Source organism: Cupriavidus sp. H18C2 (assembly GCF_049393795.1).
Classification (GTDB): domain Bacteria; phylum Pseudomonadota; class Gammaproteobacteria; order Burkholderiales; family Burkholderiaceae; genus Cupriavidus; species Cupriavidus pauculus_C.
The window spans coordinates 2,083,547-2,108,088 of record NZ_CP186010.1 but is presented as its reverse complement, the minus strand read 5'-3'; the positions used below and the strand labels follow the sequence as shown (position 1 = coordinate 2,108,088).

The following is a 24,542-nucleotide window of genomic DNA, read 5'->3' as shown; positions in this document are numbered from 1 at the left end:
GAGGGGAACGGTTAAGGCGTGCTGGCGGCGAGTGGCGCGGCCGGTACGGTTTGGCCTTGCCAGAAGCGCGCGTAGCGGCCGTCGGCAGCGAGCAGGGCGTCGTGTGTGCCGGCTTCCACGAGTCGGCCGGCGTCGAGCACCAGGATGCGGTCGGCATGGCGCAGGTGCTGCAGCCGGTGCGTCACCATCACGACGGCCCGGTGGCGTTGGGTGGCCAGGCCGCTGGCGATGGCGGCATCCGTGGCGGCGTCCACGCTGGCGGTGGCCTCGTCCAGCAGCAGGATGGGTACGTCGCGCACCAGCGCGCGGGCCAGAGACAGGCGCTGGCGTTCGCCGCCGGACAGGTCGATGCCCGTGGCGTCGAGGTCGGTGTCGTAGCCGTCCGGCAGGCGTTCGATGAAGTCGTGTGCCTGCGCCAGCCGGGCCGCCCGCTTCACGGCATCGCGCGTGGCATGGGGGTTGCCGAGCCGCAGGTTGTCCAGCACCGTGCCGGGCAGCAGCACGACGTCCTGCGAGACAAGCGCCATGTGCCGGTGCAGCGCGTCGCTGCCCATGGCGCGCAGGTCGACGCCACCGATGCGGATGGCGCCTGCGTCCACGTCCCAGAGGCGGCAAAGCAGATGCAGCAGCGTGCTCTTGCCGGCGCCGCTGGCCCCGACGATGGCCGTCAGCCCATGGGCGGGAATCGCGCACGACAGGCCGTGCAGTCCGGCTACGGGCTTGCCCCTGTCAGCGCGCGCATGACCGGGTTGCTGCGCGTGAGCGTCGTCGTGGGCAAATGCGACGCCGTCCAGCGCGATATCGAAACGCGTGGGCAGGGTTGGCGCTGCCGGTTCGGGCAGGGGGGGCGTATCGCGCAGCGTCTCGACGCGCGCGAGCGCCCGCTGGCCGAAGCGCAGCATCACGGCGGCCACGCCCAGATCCTGGAGCAGCCGGTACAACGGCAGGGCGATGACCACGAACAGCACCCATGTGGCCGCTGGCAGCGCCCCCTGAGTCACGCGCCAGGCGGCCAGTACGGCCACCAGCACGAAGCTGCCCTCGGCGGCGGCGCCAAGCGCGGCCACCCAGGCCGCGGGGCGTCGTTCCAGTGCGAGCATGTGGCGCAGATGGACCGCCATGGTGCCCTCCAGGCGCCGCCAGCCGCTGCCCAGCCGGCCGTGGTAGCGATGCACGCGCAATGTCGACAGGTAGCCGTGCAGTTCCGCCTGCATTGCGCTGGCGCTGTGCAGCGCGCGGCTGCCGGCCCGCACGGCGGCGCGCTGGCCCTGCGCAAGCGCCAGGCCGGCAAGCGGCAGCGTGGCGGCGACGGCAAGGGCCAGTGTGCCGTCCACCCAGGCCAGACCGGCCAGCAGGCACAGCAGCGTTGCCAGCGTGCTTGCGAACAGGCCAAGGCAATGGGCCCACAAGTGCTCGATCAGTTCGAGGTCGCCGGTCAGCCGCGCCGCAAGGTCGCCATCGCGCGCGGTGCGGAACCACCCCAGCGGCAGCCGGAGCAGATGGTCGGCCAGCAGCAGCCTGGCGGCGGCCATCGTGGCGTAGGTGCCGGCAAACAGCCGCTGTGTGGCCAGGGCGCCCACGGCCATGCGCAGGACGAGCAGCATGGCCAGCGCGGCGCCCGTTGCCAGCATCATCGGGCCGTCTGCGCGGCCGGCAACGGCCGATTGCAGCAACAGGCCGGCAAGCAGGCAAGGTGCGGCGGCCAGCATGCCTTCGAGCGCGGCCAGGCGCAGGCCGCTGGCCAGACGGGGGTCGCGCACGGGGGCCAGCCATTGGCCGGCGCGCAGCAGCGGGCCGATCATGGCGCGGGGGCCGGGGCGTGCGCGGCCGTGTAGTGGTTCCAGAGCGTGCGGTAGTGCGCGCAGCGGGCCAGCAGTTCGGCATGGCGGCCGCGGTCGACCAGCCGTCCGGCATCGAGCACGAGGATCAGGTCGGCGTGGACGATCGTGTGCAGACGGTGCGCCACGGCCAGAACGGTGCGGCCGCGGCACGCGTGCGCCAGCGCGCGACCAATCAGCGCCTCGCTGCAGGGATCGGCGTGGGAGGTGGCTTCGTCGAGGATCAGGACCGGGGCGTCCTTGAGCAGTGCCCGTGCTAGCGAGAGCCGCTGGCGTTCGCCGCCGGACAGGCGCGCGCCGCGTTCGCCCACCGGCGTCTGGTAGCGCTGCGGCAGCGCCATGATGAAGTCGTGCGCCTGTGCGGCGCGCATGGCGGCCTGCACCTCGCTGATCGTGGCCCCCGGCCGTGCCAGCAGCAGGTTGTCCAGGACGGTGCCGTGCAGCAACTGCACCTCCTGGCCGACGATGGCAAACCGTTGCAGCAGCGCATCCAGCGGCCAGTCGCGGACGTCGCGCCCGCCCAGCAGCACCCGGCCGGCATCGGGATCGAACTCGCGCGCGGCAAGCCGGACCAGCGTCGTCTTGCCCGCGCCGCTGGCACCCACGATCGCCGTGAGTTTCCCGGCTGGCAGCACGACATCGATATCCCGTACCGCCTGTCGCGTGCCGAACGCATGGCTGACGTGCCGGAACGCGATGTCCAGCGGCGCGGTGGGCAGGGCGCCGCCGGCTGTCTCCGGTGACGGTTCCGGCAGCACCGGCTCGGCCAGCACGGCGTTGATGCGCGCCAGTGCGTCGCGGCGCTGCCGCTGTTCGCCGACGATATGGGTCAGCCGCAGCAGCGGCAGCAGCACCGCCGGTGCCACGAGCAGGCACAGCACGTACGTGGCGGCATCGAGCGACCCCTGCCGGTAGCGCCATGCGCCGGCCACGGCCACGGCCGGCAATCCCGCGGACAGCGTCGCGCCGAACGCCGCCCACGCCCAGCCGCTGCGCCGCGCGATGGCGCCCACCCACGCGGCGGCCGTTTCCACCGTGGCGCGCAGCGTGCCGAACGTCCGGGCGGACAGGCCGAAGCTGCGTACGATATGGATGCCGCGGATGAACTGCGCCGTCTGCGCCGCGATGCGCTGCTGCATGCCCGACCATTGCCGCAGCCGCTCGTCCGATCCGCGCAGCAACGCGACCTGCGCCAGCAGGGCGAACGGCAGCGGCGCCAGCGCGGCCAGCGCCAGTGGCCAGTCCGCCAGGCATAGCCAGACGAAGGCGGTGACGGGCAGCACGACGGCCGCCGTCGCATCGGGCAGCAGGTGGGCCACGAAGCTTTCCAGCGCGGCGACGTCGTCGGCAATCACCCGGCGCAGCCGGCCTGGGGGGCGGCGGTCCACCACCGTCAGCGGCACCTGCGCGAGATGGCGTGTCAGCCGCAGCCGCAACGTGTGCGACGCCCGCAGCGCGCCCGTGTGCGCCGCCGCGTGGCTGAACGCCATCAGCGCCCAGCGCAGCATCACGGCAGCCAGGGCCGATGCCAGCAGCGGCCGCAGGGCGGCGTCGCCGTAGGGCCCGTCCAGCAGGTGCGCCGCGATGACGGACAGGCACCAGAGCGGCACCAGGCATAGCGTGGCCGAGACTGCCGCGGCCGCCATGGCGCCCGCGAGCGGCCATGGCGCCATGCGCGCGATATCGGCAAAGCCGACCGGCGGGGACGCGGCGCTCACAGCATGTCCCAGCGCATGTCCAGCCCGACGATGCGGCCCGGGCCCACGGACGCCAGCGCGCCCCCCCATCGACGGCCCCGCCTGGAATGCCTGCGTACGGTACACGCGGTCGAAGAGGTTCAGCGCGTAGGCGCCCAGCTCCAGGCGCTTGTGGGGCCGCCATGCCAGGCGCAGGTCCACCAGCGCGTAGGTGGGCTGGCGCAGCGTGTTGGCGGCGTCGAAGTATTGCGGTCCGTTCAGCCGCACGGCGATGCCGGGCAGGACGCGGCCGATGCGCGTGGCGATGTCGCCGGCCAGGTCCAGGGTCAGGCCGTAGCGCGGCACGTAGGGGACGAGGTTGCCGCTCAGGTCGGTGCCCGCCTGCGGGTTGCCGTAGGCGGTGAACGTGGCGCGGTTCAGGTAGCCGGCCAGGCCGACTTTCCATTGCGGGCTGACCTGCGCGCGGACATCGAACTCCGCGCCGTAGGCGTTGCTGCGCCCGGCGTTGCGGATGGTCTGCATGCCGACCGGGCCGGCATAGAGCTGCATGTCGCGCGTGACGGTGTCGAACAGCGCGCCACTGGCGGCCAGTCGTCCCGCGTGGTAGCGCGTGCCCAGTTCGTAGCTGACCGACCGCTCGGCCTCGAAGGGCTGCGTGTCGGCGGTGCCGGCTGGTGCCAGGTTGAAGCCGCCGGGCTTGTAGCCCTGCGCGATGCGGGCGTAGACCCGCCAGGCAGGGGCCAGCTGGTACCCGGCCGACAACTCGCCGAGCGCGCTGGTCTGGCTGGTCCGGTTGCCGCGCGCGGCGGTGGCGGACGGCGACTGTCCGACCTGCGTGCGCGCGCTGTCGTGCGACAGGCGCAGGCCGGCGCCAAGATCGATCGTGGGCGTGACGTGCCAGGTGCCGTTGGCATAGGCGGCCAGCGCCTCCTGGCGGTTGTCGGAGACCGTGGCGGCCGGCATCACGTCGATCGCGCTCGTGCGCGACTGGCGCATGTTGTGGCGGTACAGGCCCGCAACGCCGTCCCAGGCACGCTTGCTGCCCTGGGTCGTCAGGCGGATCTCCTGCACGTCCTGGCGCCAGCGTTCGGGCTGGTTCACGATCATCGGCCCGTAGGCGAACATCCGCGAGAAATGGACGTTCTGCCAGGCCGCGATGGCCGACAACGCCCAGCCAGCACCCCGGTACGTGGCGCCGATCGACTCGCTGTTGCCGCAGCGCCGCAGCTTGGGATCGGGCGTGCCCGGCGCGGCCACGATGGTGCGTGCACCCGTGGCGTCGAATGGCACGTAGACGTCCTGCCAGCCGCTCGTGCATTCGCCCGACAGGGCGAGATTGACTTCCCACGGCGAGCCTTCGGGCGCCAGGCGCAGGCGTGCGGCGCCGGCGTCGCTGCGGCTGCCGCCAAGGTTGTCGCTGCCGGTGGACGGGCTGCGTAGCTGGCCGGGCTGGTTCTGCGTCAGCGCGGTCAGGCTGCCGTACAGGCCGCTGGCGATGGCGCCGCTGGCCGACACCTTGCCGTTGTATCCGCCGTAGCTGGAAATGCCGCCGCTCGCGTAGGCGGTGGCCACCGGCCCCGGCCGATGGCTGGTGATGCCCAGCACACCCCCCTGCGCGCTACGGCCGTAGACGGTTCCCTGCGGGCCCTTGAGCAGCTCGGCCTGTTCGATGTCGGTGAGCGCCTGGTACGTGAACACCGGCATCTGCGGGACGCCATCGACGTACACGGTGACCGCGGGGTTGTAGAGATCCTGCGCCGACGTCACGCCGCGCAGCGTGACGATGGGGTAGAGCAGGCTGCCGCCCTGCGACGTATAGAGGCCGGGCAGGACCCGGTCGAGGTCGGCCGTATCGCGGACTTGATGCGAATCAAGTTCGGTGGCGCTCACGATCGCGGCGGCCCCGTTCAGCGCGTCGAGCGACGTCGGCTGCTTGGCCGCGCTCACGACCACGGGCGGCAACGCGGTGTGCGGTGTGCCGGCCGCAAAGACGGCGCCGGCTGCCACGTGATGCATCAACAGGGCGGACCCAATACGCCCCAGCCTTCTGACAGGCGATGTTTCTGGTTTTTGTGCTTTCATTGCTTTCTGGCTTGCTATGACGAGCCTTCACCATACGGCTGGGTCTTGTGCGGACAGAGCACCATCTGGCAAGATGCAGCACGAATTGGTTAATGAGAAGCACTCTCATCCATCATGCGCGCCAATCCCCTCCCGTTCCCACCGGCCTCCCGCGCCGGCGACGGCCCCAGCGAGGTCGCGTGGTCCGCCTTGGGCGCTGACCTGCGGGTGGCCGTGGTGGACGGCACGCTGGCGGGGCACGAGCGCCGCGAATCGGCGTTCGGCAGCCATGTGGCGCTGGCGTTGATGGTGGAAGGGGCGGGACATTTCCAGATGGAAGGCCATGCGCAGACCTGCCCGTACCGGGACGGCTGCTGCTACCTGAGCTGCGCATGGGAGGGCGGGCGCGGCGTGGACCTGTTCACCGGTCACAGCCCCCGCCGCGTGGTGCTGCTGCAATACCGCACGGACTGGCTCAGCCTGTTCGACCGCACCGGTCCGGCGGCGCCACCTGGCGGGCTGGTGCATAGCCATCCCTGGCGCCAGGCGTGGGTGCTGCGCATGCCAATGCCGCCCGCGCTGCGCAACCTCGCGCACGACCTGCTGGCCAACGGCGCGCCGCGGCATCCGCTGGATCGCCTGCGGACCAAGAGCAGGGCCTTGGGCGCGCTGGCGACACTGGCCGAATGGGCCGAAGGCGGCGCCGATGCTGAACCGCCCGCGCTGCTCCAGCCGGGCGTGGAAAGCGAAGCGTGCGGCGCGGACTGCGTGCCCGGACAGGTTTGCGAAGGAGACGAACGCCGGGGAAGCAGCGACCGCCCGCTCACGGGCCGGCAGCGGCGGCAGCTGTGTGCCGCGCGCCATCATATCCACGCCAATTGCCTGGAACCGCTGACGGTTGGCGGCGTGGCCCGCGCGGTGGGGCTCGGCGAAGCCGCCTTGCGCAATGGCTTTCGGGCGCTGTTCGGCTGCACCGTCTACGACTACGTGCTGGAACGCCGCCTGGCGGAGGCCGCGCGGCTGCTGCGGGAGAACGGGCTGTCGGTGGCGGAGGTGGCGTGGCGCAGCGGCTTCTCGCATGCGAGCCACCTTTCGCGGCACTTCAGGCGTCGCTACGGGATGTCGCCGGGCGACTACCGGTCGCGCTAGCTTGGCCCGGCTGTCGCGGGCAAGCCGTTGGCGCGGCGGTCAGTCGGCCGTGCGCAGCGCGTAGAGCGCGTAGAACGGCACGCGGAGCAGGGCCTGCGACAGCGGACCGAGCACCGAATACGGCAAGCCGTAGCCGTCCATCACGCGATAGATGCCATGTGGGCGCAGCCGCGCGTGCGGCGCCAGCAGTTCGGCAGGGCGGCGCGGCCCCCACTGGAACTGCGCGCCGGTCTGGCCCACGGACGGATGGTGGCGCGCCCGGCCCGCGGCCAGCCAGCACATCACGTCGAAGGCCAGCACCGACCCTGCCGGCGCCCGCTCGCCGAAGGTTGCCAGGATCTGCCGCACCGTATCGGGATGCAGATACATGAAGACCCCCTCGCTGAACAGGAATACCGGTGGCGCGTCACGGGTGGCCGGCAGCGACAGCGTGTCCCACCAGCGCGCGTCGCCCAGGTCCAGCGGCAGCGTGGCATGGCGCGTGCCGGCAGCGGGAAGCAGCGCGCGGCGCAGGGGCAGGACTTCGGGGAGATCGGCGTCGGTCATGCGCACCCGGCCGTTGTTGAGCCATTGGAAGTAGTGGCTCAGGCCGGCGCCCAGGTTGATGACGTGGCCGTCGGGGTGCCTGGCCAGGTAGTCCTGTGCCAGCGCGCGGAATTGCCGCGTGCGCGCCAGCACGCCATAGACCGAGTGCCGGTCGTGGAGCCAGCGCGCGCCGTCGTCGCCCAGCGCCGCCATCATGCGGGCCGCGTGACGGTCGTCGACTGCCACCTTCGGAAACAGGCGGTCGCCCCACGCACGGGCGGCCAGCGGAATACGCAATGTGGACGGCACCGCCGAGAGCGCCGCGCCTGCAAGCATTTCTGGATTCGATGAGGTCATGCCAGCTCCGGTGGGCGGGCAGCCGCGCGGCTGCCCATCGCAGCGGGCATGGTAGCGGGAATCGTCATCGATGCGCGGCCCTGCGCGCCGGGCCTCTGATCCAGTGCAAACTGGCTCCGGTACGCAAGCCAACGGGGCGCCCCTCGCAGGGCGCCCCGTCGCATGCTTCGGATGTTTCCGACCGGTCTTAGCGGCGGCGGCGCGGCCGGCGCAGTACCTTGCACTGGCCGACGGTTGCGGCGTCAGGCGCGAACGGGATCGGGCTGCGCATGTAGTCGCGCAGCTTGTCGCGCACGAACGAGGTGTCGTCGCCTACCGACGAGATGATGCCGGTGGTGGCGCCGCCGCCCAGCAGCAGCGTGAAGATGCCGCGGTACGGGAAGTCGCCGTACGCGGGCAGGCTCACGTCGAACGGTTCCGAGCGCCGGAACATGTCCTCGGCGGTGCGGCCCATGGCCCAGTGGAACGCCTCGGGGAAGCGCAGCGCGACGATCTTCGGGTTGACGTTGTGGTAGTCCGAGCCGATGACCGGGTCGCCAAGGATGTAGGTGCCGCCCGTGCCCCAGTTCTGCGTGTCGAAGTTGTCGTTGACCGGGTCCGAGACCGACGGCGCGTGGCTGGCCGGAATCTGCCACGGCATGATCGGGAAGCGGAGCGCGCGGCTCAGTTCGGCGCAGAAGTCGAAGAAGCGGCTCCACTCGTGCGTCCAGTAACAGTAGCCGTTGGCGTAGCTGCGGATCGTGAAGTCGTCGGCCTCGTAGCGGTCCACGGCCAGGAAGTCCGGCGCGTACGGGCCGTCGTGCACGCCCATGGCGTCGATGAACGCGGCCGTGGCGCGCGCGTTCTGCACCGGCTCGTCGCCCGAGGCGTAGATCCATTCCGATGCACCCACGCCCCACAGGTTGACCTGCCAGCCGAAGCTGACGGCCGGCGCCACCGTGCGGATCAGCCAGTTCACGGCCGCCACGTAGCCGCGCACGTTCTCGGTGATCGACGCCGGGATCGCGGCCTGCACGTTCCAGTGGTCCAGCGCCATGCGCAACGGCTCGCGCACCGGCATTGCGTACTCGGGCCCGAAGCCGCCCTGCTGGCAGGCGCCCAGGAAGTCGGGGTTGACCACGTAGCCGGCCGGCACCGGGTGGTCGGCGTCGATGTGCTGGTTGGACAGGTTCAGCGACAGGATCAGGTTGGCAAAGCTGTGCGCCAGCCCCTGCTTGTTGGCGAGCTGCGTGGGCGTGTCGCCCAGCGACAGGTTGCACGTGTACGACACGATCACCGGCAGCACGCGATGGTTGCCGCCGATCTGCTGCTCGACGTCGCGCGCCAGCAGGATCGTCGCCGTGGTCTGGTTGTCCGATTCCAGGTAGACGTTGGCGTCGCCCGCGCCGTCAAAGCCGGCGTACTTGAAGACCGACGACGCCCGCGCCGCCACGAAGTCGGCCGCGTTGCCCGGCGTCAGGTCGGCGCAGCCGCCGAAGCTCAGGAAGTCCGGGAAGCCGCGCACCTTGAGGTTGGCGCCGCGCGACACCGATACCGCCAGCCGCGTGGTGCCGTTGGCGGCCACGTGCACGGAGTCCTCGGCCCGCACGTTGTAGACCACGCCGTCCATGATGAAGTCCGGAATCTGCACGTCATAGCGGCCCGGGCCCACCGGCACGGCGAACTGGTGGTCGTGGCTGCCGGCCATGATCGGGAACGACTGGTGGTAGGTCATGCCGTCGGCCACGAGCCGCACGTCGAGCGGGGTGCCCACGGTGACGTCCGACGTGACCAGGATCGGCAGCGTGACGTAGCCGGTGGTGTCCACGGCCGCCGACTGCATCTCGGACGCGGAGAACAGCACGTTCTCGATCGAATCGCCGAGGTTGCGGACCTTGGTCGGGAACGTGTAGCGGACGTTGTTCAGCGCGATTGGCGCGATGCCGATGTCGACGGGCCCCGCCTGCGGCAGGCCGCCCAGCGGCATGATGCCCGGCACCGGCATCGGGAAGGCCAGGATGGTCTCGCCCGTGTGGCGCGCCACGATCGACACGTTTGCCTGCTCGTCGGCCAGCACCGGAATCTCGTCGATGGCGATGTTCAGGCGCGAGTAGTACTGGGCGTCGGCATAGGTCACCACCACGGCCGTGGTGCCGCCCGGCGAGACCGTCACGGTCTGGGGATGGACGGTGGCCTGGGCGATGACGGTGGAGATGTCGTTGTGCAGCGGGTCGGCGGTCACGGTGTAGGTGCCGGCCGGCAGCGCCAGCGGCGTGACGGTGCCCGGCGAGACCGTTTCCACGTGGACCTGCGAGCCCTGCGTGAACGTCAGCGTCTGCGCGGCCGAATAGAGCGCGGTGTCCGGCGCCGTGGCGGCCTGCACGCGCACCGTGCCGCTGGTGTCGGGCAGCGCGTCGGCGGCCAGCGCGAACGACGCCAGGTACGCCTGCCCGGCCTGGCCGGTGATGTCGCCGTTGATGCCGATCTTGATCGTGTCCTGCGGCGCAAACGTGTGCGCCGACGCAAAGTTGACCTTGGCCTCCACGTCCCACGTCTGGGCGTCGATCCGGCTGTTCGCGGTCTCGGCCTCGGTGGCCATCCAGCTCTGCAACTGGACGTTGAAGTCGGTGGGCTGCACGGCCACCGGCGCGTGGAATTTCAGTCCGAGGAAACGGTCGATGCTGACCGGGGCGCCACTGGTGTGGCGGATGTTGGTGATGGCGATCACGCCGTACCACTGCGACGCGCCGCTCTCGATGCCGATATCAAAAATAATTGCCATGATTCCTCCCTCCGCATGATGTGAACGCGGCGCGCACCGCGCCGGCGTCAGCGCAGGTTAGGGGGCGAGTCAGGCGGTGGGAATGGATTGGCCGGGTGGCCGGCAGGGGCGGGAGGGGTGCCGATGGCCTCCCCCGAACGCGGGAGAGGCCGGTGCATCAGGAAGCTGGCGCGGGGATCAGGCGCTGGGCGGCGGCACGTAGCCGGCGGCCTGGTCGGCGCCTTCGCCGAAGAAATACTTCTCGGTCTGCTTGAGCAGGTACTGGCGCGCGCGGACGTCGGCCATGTTCAGGCGGTTCTCGTTGATCAGCATCGTCTGGTGCTTGAGCCAGCCGGCCCAGGCCTCCTTCGACACGCTCTGCCAGATCTTCTTGCCGAGGTCGCCCGGCAGCGGGGGGAAGTCGAGACCTTCGGCTTCCTTGTTCAGCTTGACGCAATGGACCATGCGGGCCATGAGGGACTCCTTCTTTCGTGTGGGCGCTATTGTAGCCAAGCTCGCGGGGCGGGGCAGCGGCCGCCGCCCATGCCCCTGCGGTGCATGGTGTTATCGGCGGGCTTACAGCTTCTTCATCAGCACCATCGACTTGCGCTGCCAGTTGTAGAGTTTGCGCTTGTCCTCGGGCAGGTCGTCGACGGTGGCATGGACAAAGCCGCGCTTCAGGAACCAGTGCTCCGTGCGCGTGGTGAGCACGAACAGCCGCTCCAGCCCCAGCGCGCGGGCGCGGCGCTCGATGCGCTTGAGCAGCCGCTCGCCGTCGCCGGTGCCCTGGGCCTCGGCGGACACGGTCAGGCAGGCCATCTCGCCCATGTTCTCGCGCGGGAATTCGTAAAGCGCGGCGCAGCCGAACAGCACGTTGTCGTGCTCGATCACCGAGAACTTGTCGATGTCGCGCTCGATCAGGTGGCGTCCGCGCGGCACCAGCGTGCCGTCGGCCTCCAGCGGGGCGATCAGTTGCAGGATGCCGCCCACGTCGTCCAGCGTGGCCTCGCGCAGGCTTTCCAGGTCGGTATCGGACACCATGGTGCCCACGCCGTCGTGCAGGAACAGTTCCAGCAGCACCGACCCGTCCATGTCGAACGGGATCAGGTGGGCGCGCGGCACGCCGCCCTTGAGCGCCTTGACCAGGTGTTCCAGGTAATAGGCCACGTCGGGCGGCAGGTGGTTGTTCTGCAGCCGCTCCACGGCCGTGCGCAGCGACATTTCCTTCATCAGCTTGCCCACGGCGTCCGGCACGCCGGGTACCTCGGTGATGAAGATCAGCTTGTCGGCCTTGAGCGCGCTGGCGGCGGCGCTGGCCACGTCTTCCATCGACAGGTTGAACGCCTGCCCGGTCGGCGAGAAGCCGAGTGGCGAAAGCAGCACCACCTTGCCGTGCGACAGCGACATGCGCATGGAATCGCCGTCCACCTTGCGCACCAGCCCCGTGTGCTGGTAGTCCACGCCATTGACGATGCCCACCGGGCGCGCCGTGATGAAGTTGCCCGAGATGACCGACAGCTGCGCGCCGGCCATCGGCGTATTGGGCAGGCCCTGGCTGAACGCGGCCTCGATGTCCAGCCGCAGCTCGCCGGCGGCTTCCTTGGCGCATTCCAGCGCGGCGTTGTCGGTAATGCGCACGCCATCGGCAAACTGCGACTGCACGTTGCGCAGCGCGAGCTGTTCTTCCACCTGCGGGCGCGAGCCGAACACCAGCACCACGTGCATGCCCATGGCGTGCAGCAGTGCCACGTCGTTGACCAGCGCGTTGAGCACGCCGGCCTTGACCAGTTCGCCGCTGAAGGCGATCACGAAGGTCTTGCCGCGGAACGTGTGGATGTACGGCGCCACCGCGCGCAGCCAGTCGACGAACTGCTGCTGGTCCGGGCCGCCGTTCTCGACGGATTCGGTGCCGGCAACGGACGACGGGATCGGCGTGGCGGGGGCGGCGGAGGGCATCGGGACGGCGTTCTGATCGGCCGTCGGATCGACGGAAGGGGGCGTGGCGGCAGGATCGGGGTCCTGCGGCGGGGAGTCGGTTCTGGCGTTCATGCGGCGGATTATAATCCCGGCCAATGTCAGCACAACGCCCCGCCAAGTCCGTTCCGGCCCAGCCCGCCGAGGCTGCCTCTCCGAAGCCCAGTCAGCATCCCGCCCCCCGCGAGGCGGGCGCCGGCGTGCGGCCGCAGCAGCCGCCCGCGGCGGGCCAGCCACCCCGTCCGCCCCGGCCGCCGCGCACCCCCCGGCCGCCCCGGCCCGAGGGCGCCCCGCGCCCGGCCCGCCCGGAAGGCGAGGGTAGCGGTGCCGGCGCCGCCGGGTCCGACCGGCCGGGCCGGCCACCCCGGCCGCCGCGCGCGCCGCAGCCGGTGCGGCTGGCCAATCCGCTGCCCGAGATCACGTTTCCCGAAGCACTGCCGGTGTCGGCGCGGCGCGACGAGATCGCGCAGGCGCTGCTGGCCAACCAGGTGGTGATCGTCTCGGGCGAGACCGGCTCTGGCAAGACCACGCAGCTACCCAAGATCGCGCTGTCGATCGGCCGTGGCCCGGCGCGCGCCGACAAGCCCGGCGGCGGCCTGATCGGCCACACCCAGCCGCGCCGCATCGCCGCCACGTCGACGGCCAAGCGCATCGCGCAGGAACTGGGCACCCCGATGGGCGAGCACGTGGGCTACCAGGTGCGGTTCAACGACACGATGTCGGCCGGGGCGTCGGTCAAGCTGATGACCGACGGCATCCTGCTGGCCGAGACGCAGAACGACCCGCTGCTGCGCGCGTACGACACGCTGATCATCGACGAGGCGCACGAGCGCAGCCTGAACATCGACTTTCTGATTGGCTACCTGCGGCAGATCCTGCCCCGGCGGCCCGACCTGAAGGTCATCATCACGTCGGCGACGATCGATGCGAAGCGCTTTGCCGAGCATTTCGCGCGCGACGGCAAGCCCGCGCCGGTGATCGAGGTCAGCGGCCGGCTGTATCCGGTGGAAATCCGCTACCGGCCGATCCAGGAAGACCAGCCGCCCGCCGGCCAGGGCGCCGCGCCGCGCACCGAGCGCGCCCGCGAGCGCGACCTGTACGACGGCATCGTCGACGCCGTGGACGAACTGTGCCGGCTGGGGCCGGGCGACGTGCTCGTGTTCCTGCCCGGCGAGCGCGAGATCCGCGAGGCGGCCGAGGCGCTGCGCAAGCATCATCCGCCCCACACCGAGATCCTGCCGCTGTTCGCGCGGCTGTCCGTGCAGGAGCAGGAGCGCGTGTTCCGGCCGTCGAACGCGCGCCGCATCGTGCTGGCCACCAACGTGGCCGAGACGTCGCTGACGGTGCCCGGCATCCGCTATGTCGTCGATACCGGGCTGGCGCGCGTCAAGCGCTACTCGTACCGCAACAAGGTGGAACAGCTTCAGGTGGAGTCGATCTCGCAGGCGGCCGCCAACCAGCGCGCCGGCCGCTGCGGCCGGGTGGCCGACGGCGTCTGTATCCGCCTGTACGAGGAAAGCGATTTCCTGGGCCGCCCGCGCTTCACCGACCCCGAGATCCTGCGCTCGTCGCTGGCGGCGGTGATCCTGCGCATGAAGGCGCTGCGGCTGACCGACATCGAGGCATTCCCGTTCATCGAGCCGCCGCTGGGCCGGGCCGTGGCCGATGGCTACCAGCTGCTGCAGGAACTGGGCGCGCTGGACGACGACAACCGGCTGACCGCCATCGGCCGCCAGCTCGCCAAGCTGCCGCTGGACCCGCGCGTGGCCCGCATGATCCTGGCCGCGCGCGACCAGCATTGCCTGCGCGAGGTGCTGGTCATCGCCAGCGCGCTGTCGGTGCAGGACCCGCGCGAGCGCCCGCAGGAGGCGCAGGAGGCGGCCGACCAGGCCCATCGCAAGTTCATGGACGAAAAGTCCGAGTTCCTGGGCTGGGTCAGGCTCTGGAAGTGGTTCGAGGAGGCGGTGGCGCACAAGAAGACCAACCGCCAGTTGCAGGACCAGTGCCGCGCGCACTTCCTGTCCCACGTGCGGCTGCGCGAATGGCGCGACGTCCATTCGCAACTGCTGACCACGGTCAGCGAGCAGGGCTGGCGGCTCAACGAGACCGAGCCGACGTTCGAGCAGGTGCACAAGGCGCTGCTGACCGGGCTGCTGGGCAACGTCGGGCTCAAGCTGGACGAGGCCGACGGCAAGGGCCGCGAGTACCTGGGCGCGCGCGGCATCAAGTTCCACCTGTGGCCGGGCTCGCTGATCGCCCGCAAGGTGGGCCGCTGGATCATTGCCGCCGAACTGGTGGAAACCAGCCGCCTTTACGCCCGCACGCTGGCGCGCGTGGAGCCCGAGTGGGTGGAGCAGGTGGGCCGCCACCTGCTCAAGGTGAGCTGGAGCGAGCCGCACTGGGAGAAGAAGGCCGGACAGGTGCTGGCGCTGGAGCGCGGCACGCTGTACGGGCTGCCGGTCTACCAGAACCGGCGCGTGGACTTCGGGCCGATGAACCCGCAGGAGGCGCGCGAGATATTCCTGCGCAGCGCGCTGGTGGAGGGCGAATTCGACACGCGGCTGCCGTTCTTTGCCCATAACCAGCGGCTGGTGCGCGAGATCGAGAACCTGGAGCACAAGTCGCGCCGGCAGGACGTGCTGGTGGACGACGCGCTGATCTACGCGTTCTACGACCGCGCCATCCCGGCCGACATCCACAACCAGGTGGCGTTCGAGCAGTGGTACCAGGCCGAATCCGCCCGGGACCGCAAGCTGCTGTACCTGAACCGCGACGAACTGATGCGGCACGAGGCGGCCGGCATCACGACCGACCTGTTCCCCAAGGTACTGCCGATTGCCGGCATCGACATGGGACTGACGTACCACTTCGAGCCGGGCAGCCACCGCGACGGCGTGACGCTGACCGTGCCGCTGTACGCGCTGAACCAGGTGCGGCCCGAGCGCACCGAGTGGCTGGTGCCGGGCATGATCAAGGAAAAGGTGCACCTGCTGCTGAAGTCCCTGCCGCAGAAGCTGCGCCGCCACTGCGTGCCGCTGCCGGACTACGCGGCCGGGTTTGTCGACCGGCAGCCGTTTGGCGAGGGCGACCTGATCGACGTGCTGATCGCCGATGTCCGCGAGCAGACCGGCACGATGATCCGCCGCGCCGACTTCAAGCTCGAAACGCTGCCGGTGCACCACGCCATGAACTTCAAGGTGATCGACGAGCACGGTCGCCAACTGGACATGGGCCGCAACCTGGCCCAGTTGCGCGCCGAACTGGGCGGGCAGGCGCAACAGTCGTTCCAGACCATCGCCGCGCGCGACGTGCCGGCCGCCGAGGCCGGGCAGTACGAGAACCTGACGTCGTGGTCGTTCGGCGAACTGCCGGAGCTGCTGGAAATCCGCAAGGGCAGCCAGACGCTGTTCGGCTACCCGGCGCTGGTGGACCGCGGCGACCACTGCGACGTGGAGGTCTTTGACGACCCGCAGGAGGCGGCGCGCGTGCACCACGCCGGGCTGCGGCGGCTGTTCGCGCTGCAATTGCGCGAACAGGTGAAGTTCATCGAGAAGAACATCCCGAACCTGCAGCAGATGGCGATGCAGTACATGACGCTGGGCACGCAGGAGGAATTGCGCAACCAGATTGTGCTGATGGCGCTGGAGCGCGCGTGCCTGCAGCCGCCGCTGCCGCGCAACGAGGCCGAGTTCAACGCGCGCAAGGAAGAGGGGCGGGCGCGGCTGTCGCTGCTGGCGCAGGAAATCGCCCGGCTGGTCGGGTCGATCCTGGCCGAGTTCGCGTCGCTACCGCGCAAGCTGCTGCAGGCCAAGCCGTTCGGCTCGGCCTACCAGGACTTGGAAGGCCAGTTGAGCCGGCTGATGACCAAGTCATTCGTGATCGACACGCCATACACCCAGCTTGTGCACTTTCCGCGCTACCTGAAGGGCATGGCGATGCGCGTGGACAAGCTCAAGGGCGACCCGGCCCGCGACGCCCAGCGCATCCAGGAAATGGCGCCGCTGGTGCAGCAATGGCAACGCGCCGAGAAACAACTCCGCACCCAGGGCCGCGGCGCCGTGGACGAACGCATGGACGAATTCCGATGGATGCTGGAAGAACTACGCATCGCGCTGTTCGCCCAGGAACTCAGGACGCCGCAGCCGATGTCGGTGAAGCGGCTGCAGAAGGTGTGGGAGTCGATGCAGCGGTAGGGGGGGCGACGGTGTTCCGCCATGCCGACTTTTTGCTCCCCTCTCCCGCGTTCGCGGGAGAGGGGCCGGGGGTGAGGGCGTTGAGGTCCAAATTGCGACTTGTCGCGCTGAGAACCGCCGGCCCTCTCCCCCAACCCCTCTCCCGCAGGCGGGAGAGGGGAGAAGACAGCGGCAAGTGGACGGGTAACCCACCGCCCACATGTATCCAAATGTAAGTAACCCTTAAGATTCCCTCCATATCGTCATCGAAACGCATGGCCGAAACGTTAGAATGCGCGATTCGCCTTGTTTCCCACGGATTTTTCGGTCTTATGCTCGCGTTGCGTCGTGTCGTAACAGTTGCGGTTGGCGTGTTGGCGCTGGCCTTGGTGTCCGCGCCGGCTCACGCGGAAGTGGTCACGATCCTCAATTCGGGTGACGCAAGCGTCACGCTGATCGACAAGGATACGCAGAAGGTGATCGAAACCTTCCCGGTGGGCAAGGAGCCGCACCACCTGATTGCCACGCCGGACGAGAAGTCGCTGATCGTGGCCAACGCGGTTGGCAACGACCTCGTGTTTCTGGACCCGGTGACCGGCAAGGTGCAGCAGCGCGTGCCGAACGTCGACGACCCGTACCAGATCGGATTTTCGCCAGACAACAAGTGGTTCGTGGCCACCGGCAACCGGCTGGACCGCGTGGACGTGTACCGCTGGGACGGTCATCAGCTCAAGATGGCCAAGCAGTTCTCGCTGCCCAAGACGCCCAGCCATATCGCGTTCACGGCCGACAGCAAGATCGCCTTCATCACGCTGCAGGATTCCAACCAGATCGCCGCCATCGACCTCGTCACGATGAACGTGATGTGGGTCATGGAAGCGGGCTCGGCGCCGGCCGGCATCTGGGTCACGCCGGACCAGAAATATCTGCTCGTCGGCATGACCGGCGCGGACTACGTGGCCGTGATCGACTGGCGCACGCGCACCGTGGTCAAGCAGATCCAGACCGGCAAGGGCGCCCACAACTTCCGGGCCGTGGGCGACAGGCGCCATCTGTTCCTGACCAACCGCGTGTCCGGGTCGATCAGCATCATCGACCAGCAGACGCTGTCGAAGGTGGGCGACATCACGGGCCTGCTGCCCGGCCCCGACGACATGGAACTGACCGCCGACGGCAAGACGCTCTGGGTGACGTTCCGCTGGGCGCGCTCGGTGGGGCTGATCGACGTGGCGAGCCGCAAGCTGGTGAAGACGATCCGCGTGGGCAAGTCGCCGCACGGCATCTATTTCAAGACCCGGGCTCCGCTCTACTGAGGACACCATGCGCAGGCTGATTTCGCGCGTTGCGGCGCTGGCGCTGGCCCTGTCCACCGGGATGGCCGGGGCGGCCGGCGCCGGGCAGCCCGCGGGCGCCTGCCGCGCGGGCACGCTGTACCTGACCTTCGACACCGGCAGCATGAGCCAGGCGGAACTGATCGCCCGGACGCTGCGCCGGCATCACATTCGCGCCACGTTCTTCCTGGCCAACGAGCCCACCATCAACAAGGACAGCTCGCTGGACCCGGCCTGGGCGCCGTACTGGAAGGCGCTGGCGGCCGACGGCCACGCGTTTGGCACCCATACCTTCGACCACGTCTACCTGCGCGGCGTCCGCGACGGCAAGGTGACCATGCGCCCGCAGTTCGGCGCGCACGCCGGCCGGGACACGGTCATGGACCAGGCGTCGTTCTGCGCCGAGCTGCGCCGCAGCGCCACGGCGTTCCAGTCGATGACCGGCCAGCCGATGGTGCCGCTGTGGCGCGCGCCCGGCGGCCGCACCGCGCCGCAGACGCTGGCATGGGCCGAGCAATGCGGTTTCCGCCACGTGGGCTGGGCGCCGGCGGGCTTTCTGGGCGACGAGCTGTCTTCCGAGAAATTTCCTAACCAGGCGCTGCTGGACCGCGCGCTGCGCGACCTGCGCGATGGCGATATCACGATGGCGCACCTTGGCATCTGGTCGCGCAAGGACGCCTGGGCGCCGGCTGTGCTGGAGCCGCTGATTACCGGGCTGGCGCAGAAGGGCTTCTGCTTTGCCACGCTGCGCGACCATCCGCAGTACAAGGCGTGGATCGCGCAGCAGGGGGCGGCGCGGTGATGTGGGACGCCTTCACCAACTGGCTCAACCTCTGGGTCGGCCAGATCGAGGCCACGGTGTTCCAGGACGCCATCCTGCCCGTGGTCTACAACCTCGGCTTCGGCGGCTACGCCGAGGACGCCTTCACGGGCACGGAATGGCTGCTGGTGGGCCTGGTCCAGATCGCGGTGATGGTGCTGATCCTCGGGCCGCTGGAAAAGCTGCGCCCCGTGGAGCCGGTGACCGACCGCAGGGCCATCCGCACCGACATGCTCTACACGGTGATCCACCGGCTGGGGCTGTTCCGGCTGGCGATGTTCTTCGTGCTGGCGCCGCTGATGGACGGCATCGAGGGCCACCTGCGACTGCTGGGCTGGCAGCGGATCAACGTCGAGGACTGGTGGCCGGGCGTGACGTCGGTGCCGCTGGTCAGCTTCTTCGTCTACCTGCTGCTGTTCGACCTGCTCGACTACTGGTACCACCGGTTGTCCCACACCTACCGCTGGTGGTGGAGCCTGCACGCGCTGCACCACAGCCAGCGCCAGATGACGCTCTGGAGCGACAACCGCAACCACCTGCTGGACGATATCCTGCGCGATGCCGTGTTCGCCACGGTGGCGCTGGGCGTGGGCGTGGAGCCGTCGCAGTACGTGCTGCTGGTGGCGCTGTCCCAACTGCTGCAAAGCCTGCAGCACGCCAACCTGAAGCTGCACTTCGGCTGGCTGGGCGAGCGGCTGCTGGTGTCGCCGCGCTTTCATCGTACGCACCATGCCGTGGGCCTGGGTCACGAGCAGGCGGCTGCCGACGGCCGGCCCGTGCGGCTGGGCGGCTGCAACTACGGCGTGATCTTTCCGTGGTGGGACATGCTGTTCCGCACGGCCGTGTTCACAGACGCCTATTACCCCACCGGCATCCGCGACCAGCTGCCGCCGCCCACGGGCCGCGGCCGCGACTACGGCGCCGGCTTCCTGGCCCAGCAGTGGCTGGGCATCAAGCGCCTGCTGCGGCTGGGCTGAGCGGGGCGCCGCGAGGCTGTGCTAGGCTCTCGTGGCTTTCCTGAACTCCTTCGCGCAAGCTGCATGAACGATATCCTCCGCTCGTTTGGGCGTGCCGTGGCCGGCCAGTTTCATCCGCGCATGCTGATGCTGACGGTCATCCCCTTTGTCCTGGCCACCGTGCTCTGGGGCGGCCTGATCTGGTGGGGCTGGGACCCCATCATGGGCGGCGCCCGCACGCTGCTGGAAGGCTCGGTCTTCACGAGCTGGATCTATTCGATGCTCGACTGGCTGGGCCTGCAGTCGCTGCGCACCGTGGTGGCGCCGCTGTTCGTGCTGACGCTGGCGATTCCGCTGGTGATCGCGTCGATGCTGGTCTTCATCAGTTTGTTCTCGGTGCCGGCGGTGGTGCGGCACCTGGAGCGCAGCTATCCGGACCTGCACAAGGCGCACGGCGGCAGCATCGCCGGCAGCGTGTTCCAGGCGCTGGGCAATACGGTGGTGTTCCTGCTGCTGATCGTGGTGACCATGCCGCTGTGGCTGATTCCGCCATTCTTCGCGCTGATCCCGCCGGTGCTGTGGGGCTGGCTGACCTATCGCGTGATGACGTACGACGCGCTGTCGGAGCACGCCACGGCCGAGGAGCGCAAGACGCTGATGAAGCGCCACCGCATGCCGCTGCTGATGATCGGCGTGGCCGTGGGGCTGCTGGGATCGGCGCCGACCTTGCTGTGGGTCTGGTCGGCGGTCATCATCTTCCTGTTTCCGGTGGTGCTGGCCGGCACGCTGTGGCTCTACGTGCTGATCTTCATCTTCTCGGCGCTCTGGTTCGGCCATTTCTGCCTGCGGGCGCTGGCGGACCTGCGCGCCGAACGGGCGGCCGCGGCACCGCCACCGCCGCCCGCGGGCGACGTGATCGACCTGGCGCCGTCGGACGTGCGCCGCATCGGACAACCCTGAACATCAAGACAAGCGGAAGGGGCATCATGGGTTTCGGATTGATTGTCATCGGCGACGAGATCCTGTCGGGACGCCGCGAGGACAAGCACATGCGCCGCACCATCGAACTGCTGGGCGCGCGCGGGCTGGCGCTGGACTGGGCCGAGTACGTGGGCGACGAGCGCGGGCGCATTACCGCCACGCTGCGGCGCACGTTTGCCGGCCCGGACGTGGTGTTTTGCACGGGCGGCATCGGCGCCACGCCGGACGACCATACGCGCCAGTGCGCGGCCGCCGCGCTGGGCGTGGAACTGGCGCTGCACCCCGAGGCGCGCGAGCAGATCGCGCTGCGCATCGCGGAATCGGCCAACGGCGATCCGGTCAAGGCCGACCTGAACACGCCCGAGAACCAGCACCGCTTCAAGATGGGCGAATTCCCGGTGGGCTCGCGGATCATCCCGAACAGTTACAACCGTATTCCGGGCTTCTCGGTGGCCGACCACCATTTCATGCCGGGCTTCCCGGTGATGGCGTGGCCGATGATGGAATGGGTGCTCGACCACTACTACACCGACCTGTTCCACCTGGACGCCGAGCAGTCGCGGGCGTTCTACGTGTTCGAGGCGCCGGAGTCGACGCTGACGCCGCTGATGGAGCAGGTGGAAGCCACGTTCCCGGGCATCCGCGTGTTCAGCCTGCCGTCGGTGGGCGATGTCAGCCGCGGCGACCGCTTTGCGCGGCGCCATATCGACCTGGGCGTGAAGGGGCCGGCGGACCTGGTTCTGCCGGCGTACGCGATGCTGCTGGACGGCGTGCGCGGCATGGGCTTCGAGATCGTCGGGCAGTAGGGCGCACAGCGCCCGAGCAAGAACCTTCAGGAACCCATCAGGCCCCGTGCCACGGCAGGCCGCGGAAGCACCAGCCTTCCACGGTCTTGCGATGGTGGGCGTCGTCGCGGGCGCCTTCGAACCCTTCCAGTACATCCATCGCCAGCGTGTAGCCGGCCTCGGTGGCCACGCGCGCCGCATGCTTGGAGCGGGCGGCGCTGCGGCACAGGAACAGCACCGGGGCGTCCTGCGGCACGCGGGCCTTCAGCTCGGCCACGAAATTCGGGTTCTGGGTGCCGCCGGGGTACGTCGACCACTCCACATGGGCAAACTGCTCGTCCGGCACGGCCACGCTGCCCACCCAGTCCAGCTCCGCCTGCGTGCGCACGTCGACCAGGACGGCGCGCGGGTCGGCCTGCAGCAGGGCGTATGCTTCCTGCGGGGTGAGGGCGCCGTAGTAGGCAAGCTGGCCCTGTTGCTGGCGGTCGTGGGCGGCCTGGAGGAGCGTGTCTCGGGTAGTCATTGTGTGCGGCGGAGTCAATAGAAAGCGGGCAAGTCCGGCGTCGGCCCGATGTCATGGCAACAAAGCCCAAATCTTCGCTGGGAACCGGCCGGAATCGGCGCTATTCTAGCGCCCGGCCGTTGCGAGCGGCCCGAAAAATGACCTGCGTGAAATGCCTCGTTCTGGTGCGGGTAGGCGGCGAAGGCACCGATACGGTGCGGTAGCTTGAATCATGCACCAGATTGGTGTTTCATGGATGGCGGACAGGCCCTCCGGCCGCGCCAGCGCGTGGCCGGATCGCGCGGCAGAGAGGATTGCATGCAATCCGGAATCGCCTCCACGGTGCCGACTTGGCCGCAGATGCACGTTTTTCGGGAAGTCTGTGCGATTGGCGGCCCCGTCGGGGCGGGCGTTGGCATGCTTTCTGCTAACATCCCTCGTCCCTTTTGGGGCGGCCAGATCGGCGGGTCCGGAGGTCGCACCAACAATGGCTTTCTCAGACACAGCCTCGAATTTCCAGGAGATAGGCATGGCGCAGAGCGTTGCAGATGTGATGAAGCTCGTGAAGGAAAACGACGTCAAGTTCGTCGACTTCCGCTTCACGGATACCAAGGGCAAGGAACAGCACGTCTCGGTTCCGACGTCGCACTTCGACGAAGACAAGTTCGAAAGCGGCCACGCCTTTGACGGTTCGTCCATCGCCGGCTGGAAGGGTATCGAAGCGTCGGACATGCTGCTGATGCCGGATTCGGGTACCGCCTACATCGACCCGTTCTATGAAGAACCGACCCTGGTCCTGACCTGCGACGTGATCGAACCGTCGGACGGCAAGGGCTACGACCGCGACCCGCGCTCGATCGCCAAGCGCGCCGAGGCCTACCTGAAGAGCACTGGCCTGGGCGACACCGCCTTCTTCGGTCCGGAACCCGAGTTCTTCATCTTCGACGGCGTGACCTGGAACATCGACATGCAGGGCTGCTCGGTGAAGATCCAGTCGGAAGAAGCACCGTGGTCGTCGGCCAAGGAATTCGAGCACGGCAACAGCGGCCACCGTCCGGGCAAGAAGGGCGGCTACTTCCCGGTCGCCCCGATCGACACGTTCCAGGACATGCGTTCGGAAATGTGCCTGATCCTGGAATCGCTGGGCATTCCGGTTGAAGTGCACCACCACGAAGTGGCTGGCCAGGGCCAGAACGAAATCGGCACGAAGTTCAGCACGCTGGTGCAGCGCGCCGACTGGACGCAACTGCAGAAGTACGTGATCCAGAACGTTGCGCACACCTACGGCAAGACCGCCACGTTCATGCCGAAGCCGGTGGTGGGCGACAACGGTTCGGGCATGCACGTCCACCAGTCGGTGTGGAAGGACGGCCAGAACCTGTTCGCGGGCAACGGCTACGCCGGCCTGTCGGAATTCGCGCTGTACTACATCGGCGGCATCATCAAGCACGCCCGCGCGCTGAACGCCATCACCAACCCGGGCACGAACTCGTACAAGCGCCTGGTGCCGGGCTTCGAAGCCCCGGTGAAGCTGGCCTACTCGGCCCGCAACCGCTCGGCCTCGATCCGCATCCCGTACGTGGCCAACCCGAAGGGCCGCCGCATCGAGACGCGCTTCCCGGATCCGCTGATGAACCCGTACCTGGGCTTCTCGGCGCTGCTGATGGCCGGCCTGGACGGCGTGATGAACAAGATCCATCCGGGCGAAGCCGCCGACAAGAACCTGTACGACCTGCCGCCCGAAGAAGACGCGAAGATCCCGACCGTCTGCTCGAGCCTGGACCAGTCGCTGGAGTACCTGGACAACGACCGCGAGTTCCTGACCCGTGGCGGCGTGTTCTCGAACTCGATGATCGACGCCTACATCGAACTCAAGATGGAAGAAGTCACGCGTTTCCGCATGACGACGCACCCGATCGAGTTCGACATGTACTACTCGCTGTAAAGCGAGAACGGGTTGCCAGGTTGTGACCGGGCAACAGTTGCACCAGGAAGGGGCGGCTTCGGCTGTCCCTTTTTGTTTTATCGGCGACGTTGATCGCTAGAATGGGGCTCCTTCCCTAACCGTCATGGCGACGTTCATGAAAGCGATTTCGAACAAGGGTTTCCGCATGGCCGGCAGCGTGCTGCCGCACCAGATGCGGGTGCGTTTCCCCATTCTGGTGACGATGGCTGCCATCGCGCTGGGCGCCTGGATGGCGCCGGCGGCCGCGCAGTCGTCGGACGTGTACCTGTGCAAGGGCGCCAGCGGCGTGCCCGAGTACCGCAACGGCAATCCCGGCAACAGCAAGGACTGCAAGAAGCTGAACCTGCCGGACGTGGTGACCGTGCCGGGCGGCCGCACCAGCGGCGCGGTGACGTCGGGGACGAAGGCTGCCGCCACGTCGCCGGCCGCGTTCCCGCGCGTGGACAGCGCCACGCAGAAGAACCGCGACAGCGAGCGCCGGTCGGTGCTGGAGCAGGAGCTGCAGGCCGAGGAATTACGCCTGGCCGGGCTGCGCGCCGAGTACAACAACGGCGAGCCCGAGCGCCAGGGCAACGAGCGCAACTATCAGAAATATCTCGATCGCACGGCACGGCTGCGCGATGACGTGGCGCGCAGCGAGGCCAACGTGGCGTCGCTGCGGCGCGAACTGTCGAACCTGAAGGACTGA

16 protein-coding genes are annotated in these 24,542 nt (G+C 69.0%); 9 read left to right on the top strand and 7 right to left on the bottom strand.

All coding sequences use genetic code 11. From position 1 onward, the window contains the following. Window positions 1-11: 11 nt before the first annotated feature. Together EPAKOI_RS09520 and EPAKOI_RS09515 are read right to left on the bottom strand one after the other, a co-directional pair. The gene (locus EPAKOI_RS09520; protein ID WP_423192088.1) at window positions 12-1,802 is read right to left on the bottom strand and encodes an ABC transporter ATP-binding protein; all 1,791 of its coding nucleotides are present in this window, start codon (window positions 1,800-1,802) and stop codon (window positions 12-14) included. Further along, a complete protein-coding gene (locus tag EPAKOI_RS09515) occupies window positions 1,799-5,551 on the bottom strand; it encodes a TonB-dependent receptor domain-containing protein (protein ID WP_423192087.1) in 3,753 nt (1,250 codons plus the stop codon). The genes EPAKOI_RS09520 and EPAKOI_RS09515 overlap by 4 nt, the downstream gene beginning before the upstream one ends. A gap of 255 nt (window positions 5,552-5,806) precedes the next feature. On the opposite strand from EPAKOI_RS09515, the gene EPAKOI_RS09510 reads away from it, so the two are divergent. Further along, window positions 5,807-6,745, top strand: coding sequence for a helix-turn-helix transcriptional regulator (locus EPAKOI_RS09510; protein WP_423192086.1), 939 nt, complete (start codon window positions 5,807-5,809; stop codon window positions 6,743-6,745). Window positions 6,746-6,784: 39 nt separating this feature from the next. Here EPAKOI_RS09510 and EPAKOI_RS09505 read toward each other — a convergent pair whose 3' ends face one another. From EPAKOI_RS09505 to argA, 4 genes are all read right to left on the bottom strand, one after another. Continuing rightward, window positions 6,785-7,627: a class I SAM-dependent methyltransferase gene (locus tag EPAKOI_RS09505; protein WP_423192085.1), complete on the bottom strand. Its 843-nt coding sequence runs from the start codon at window positions 7,625-7,627 to the stop codon at window positions 6,785-6,787. Between the two features lie 187 nt (window positions 7,628-7,814). Continuing rightward, window positions 7,815-10,388: a hypothetical protein gene (locus EPAKOI_RS09500; protein WP_423192084.1), complete on the bottom strand. Its 2,574-nt coding sequence runs from the start codon at window positions 10,386-10,388 to the stop codon at window positions 7,815-7,817. A 177-nt stretch (window positions 10,389-10,565) separates the two neighbouring features. Further along, on the bottom strand, window positions 10,566-10,841 hold the full coding sequence (locus EPAKOI_RS09495; protein WP_066733742.1) for an oxidative damage protection protein: 276 nt from the start codon (window positions 10,839-10,841) through the stop codon (window positions 10,566-10,568). A gap of 102 nt (window positions 10,842-10,943) precedes the next feature. Next, window positions 10,944-12,416, bottom strand: a complete 1,473-nt coding sequence (argA, locus tag EPAKOI_RS09490; protein ID WP_124684009.1) for an amino-acid N-acetyltransferase — start codon at window positions 12,414-12,416, stop codon at window positions 10,944-10,946. 23 nt (window positions 12,417-12,439) lie between these two features. On the opposite strand from argA, the gene hrpA reads away from it, so the two are divergent. From hrpA to EPAKOI_RS09460, 6 genes are all read left to right on the top strand, one after another. After that, window positions 12,440-16,534 (top strand): ATP-dependent RNA helicase HrpA, encoded by a 4,095-nt coding sequence (hrpA, locus tag EPAKOI_RS09485; protein ID WP_423192083.1) that lies wholly within the window; start codon window positions 12,440-12,442, stop codon window positions 16,532-16,534. Between the two features lie 311 nt (window positions 16,535-16,845). Further along, on the top strand, window positions 16,846-17,826 hold the full coding sequence (locus tag EPAKOI_RS09480) for a beta-propeller fold lactonase family protein (RefSeq protein WP_423192082.1): 981 nt from the start codon (window positions 16,846-16,848) through the stop codon (window positions 17,824-17,826). Between the two features lie 7 nt (window positions 17,827-17,833). Then, the gene (locus tag EPAKOI_RS09475; protein WP_423192081.1) at window positions 17,834-18,646 is read left to right on the top strand and encodes a polysaccharide deacetylase family protein; all 813 of its coding nucleotides are present in this window, start codon (window positions 17,834-17,836) and stop codon (window positions 18,644-18,646) included. Then, a complete protein-coding gene (locus tag EPAKOI_RS09470; protein WP_313840035.1) occupies window positions 18,646-19,641 on the top strand; it encodes a sterol desaturase family protein in 996 nt (331 codons plus the stop codon). The genes EPAKOI_RS09475 and EPAKOI_RS09470 overlap by 1 nt, the downstream gene beginning before the upstream one ends. A gap of 63 nt (window positions 19,642-19,704) precedes the next feature. Then, the gene (locus EPAKOI_RS09465; RefSeq protein WP_124684013.1) at window positions 19,705-20,580 is read left to right on the top strand and encodes an EI24 domain-containing protein; all 876 of its coding nucleotides are present in this window, start codon (window positions 19,705-19,707) and stop codon (window positions 20,578-20,580) included. A gap of 26 nt (window positions 20,581-20,606) precedes the next feature. Then, window positions 20,607-21,407: a competence/damage-inducible protein A gene (locus tag EPAKOI_RS09460; RefSeq protein ID WP_423192080.1), complete on the top strand. Its 801-nt coding sequence runs from the start codon at window positions 20,607-20,609 to the stop codon at window positions 21,405-21,407. 37 nt (window positions 21,408-21,444) lie between these two features. Here the strand turns inward: EPAKOI_RS09460 and EPAKOI_RS09455 are convergent, their stop codons facing one another. Continuing rightward, complete coding sequence (locus EPAKOI_RS09455) at window positions 21,445-21,909, bottom strand: rhodanese-like domain-containing protein (protein ID WP_423192079.1); 465 nt, start codon at window positions 21,907-21,909, stop codon at window positions 21,445-21,447. Between the two features lie 508 nt (window positions 21,910-22,417). Between EPAKOI_RS09455 and EPAKOI_RS09450 the strand changes: the two genes are divergently transcribed. Beyond that, entirely contained in the window at window positions 22,418-23,833 is a 1,416-nt protein-coding gene (locus EPAKOI_RS09450) for a 3-hydroxylaminophenol mutase (RefSeq protein ID WP_313840012.1), read from the top strand. A gap of 136 nt (window positions 23,834-23,969) precedes the next feature. Beyond that, window positions 23,970-24,542 carry a DUF4124 domain-containing protein gene (locus tag EPAKOI_RS09445; RefSeq protein ID WP_423192078.1) on the top strand — a complete coding sequence of 191 codons (573 nt, stop codon included), beginning with the start codon at window positions 23,970-23,972 and terminating at the stop codon, window positions 24,540-24,542.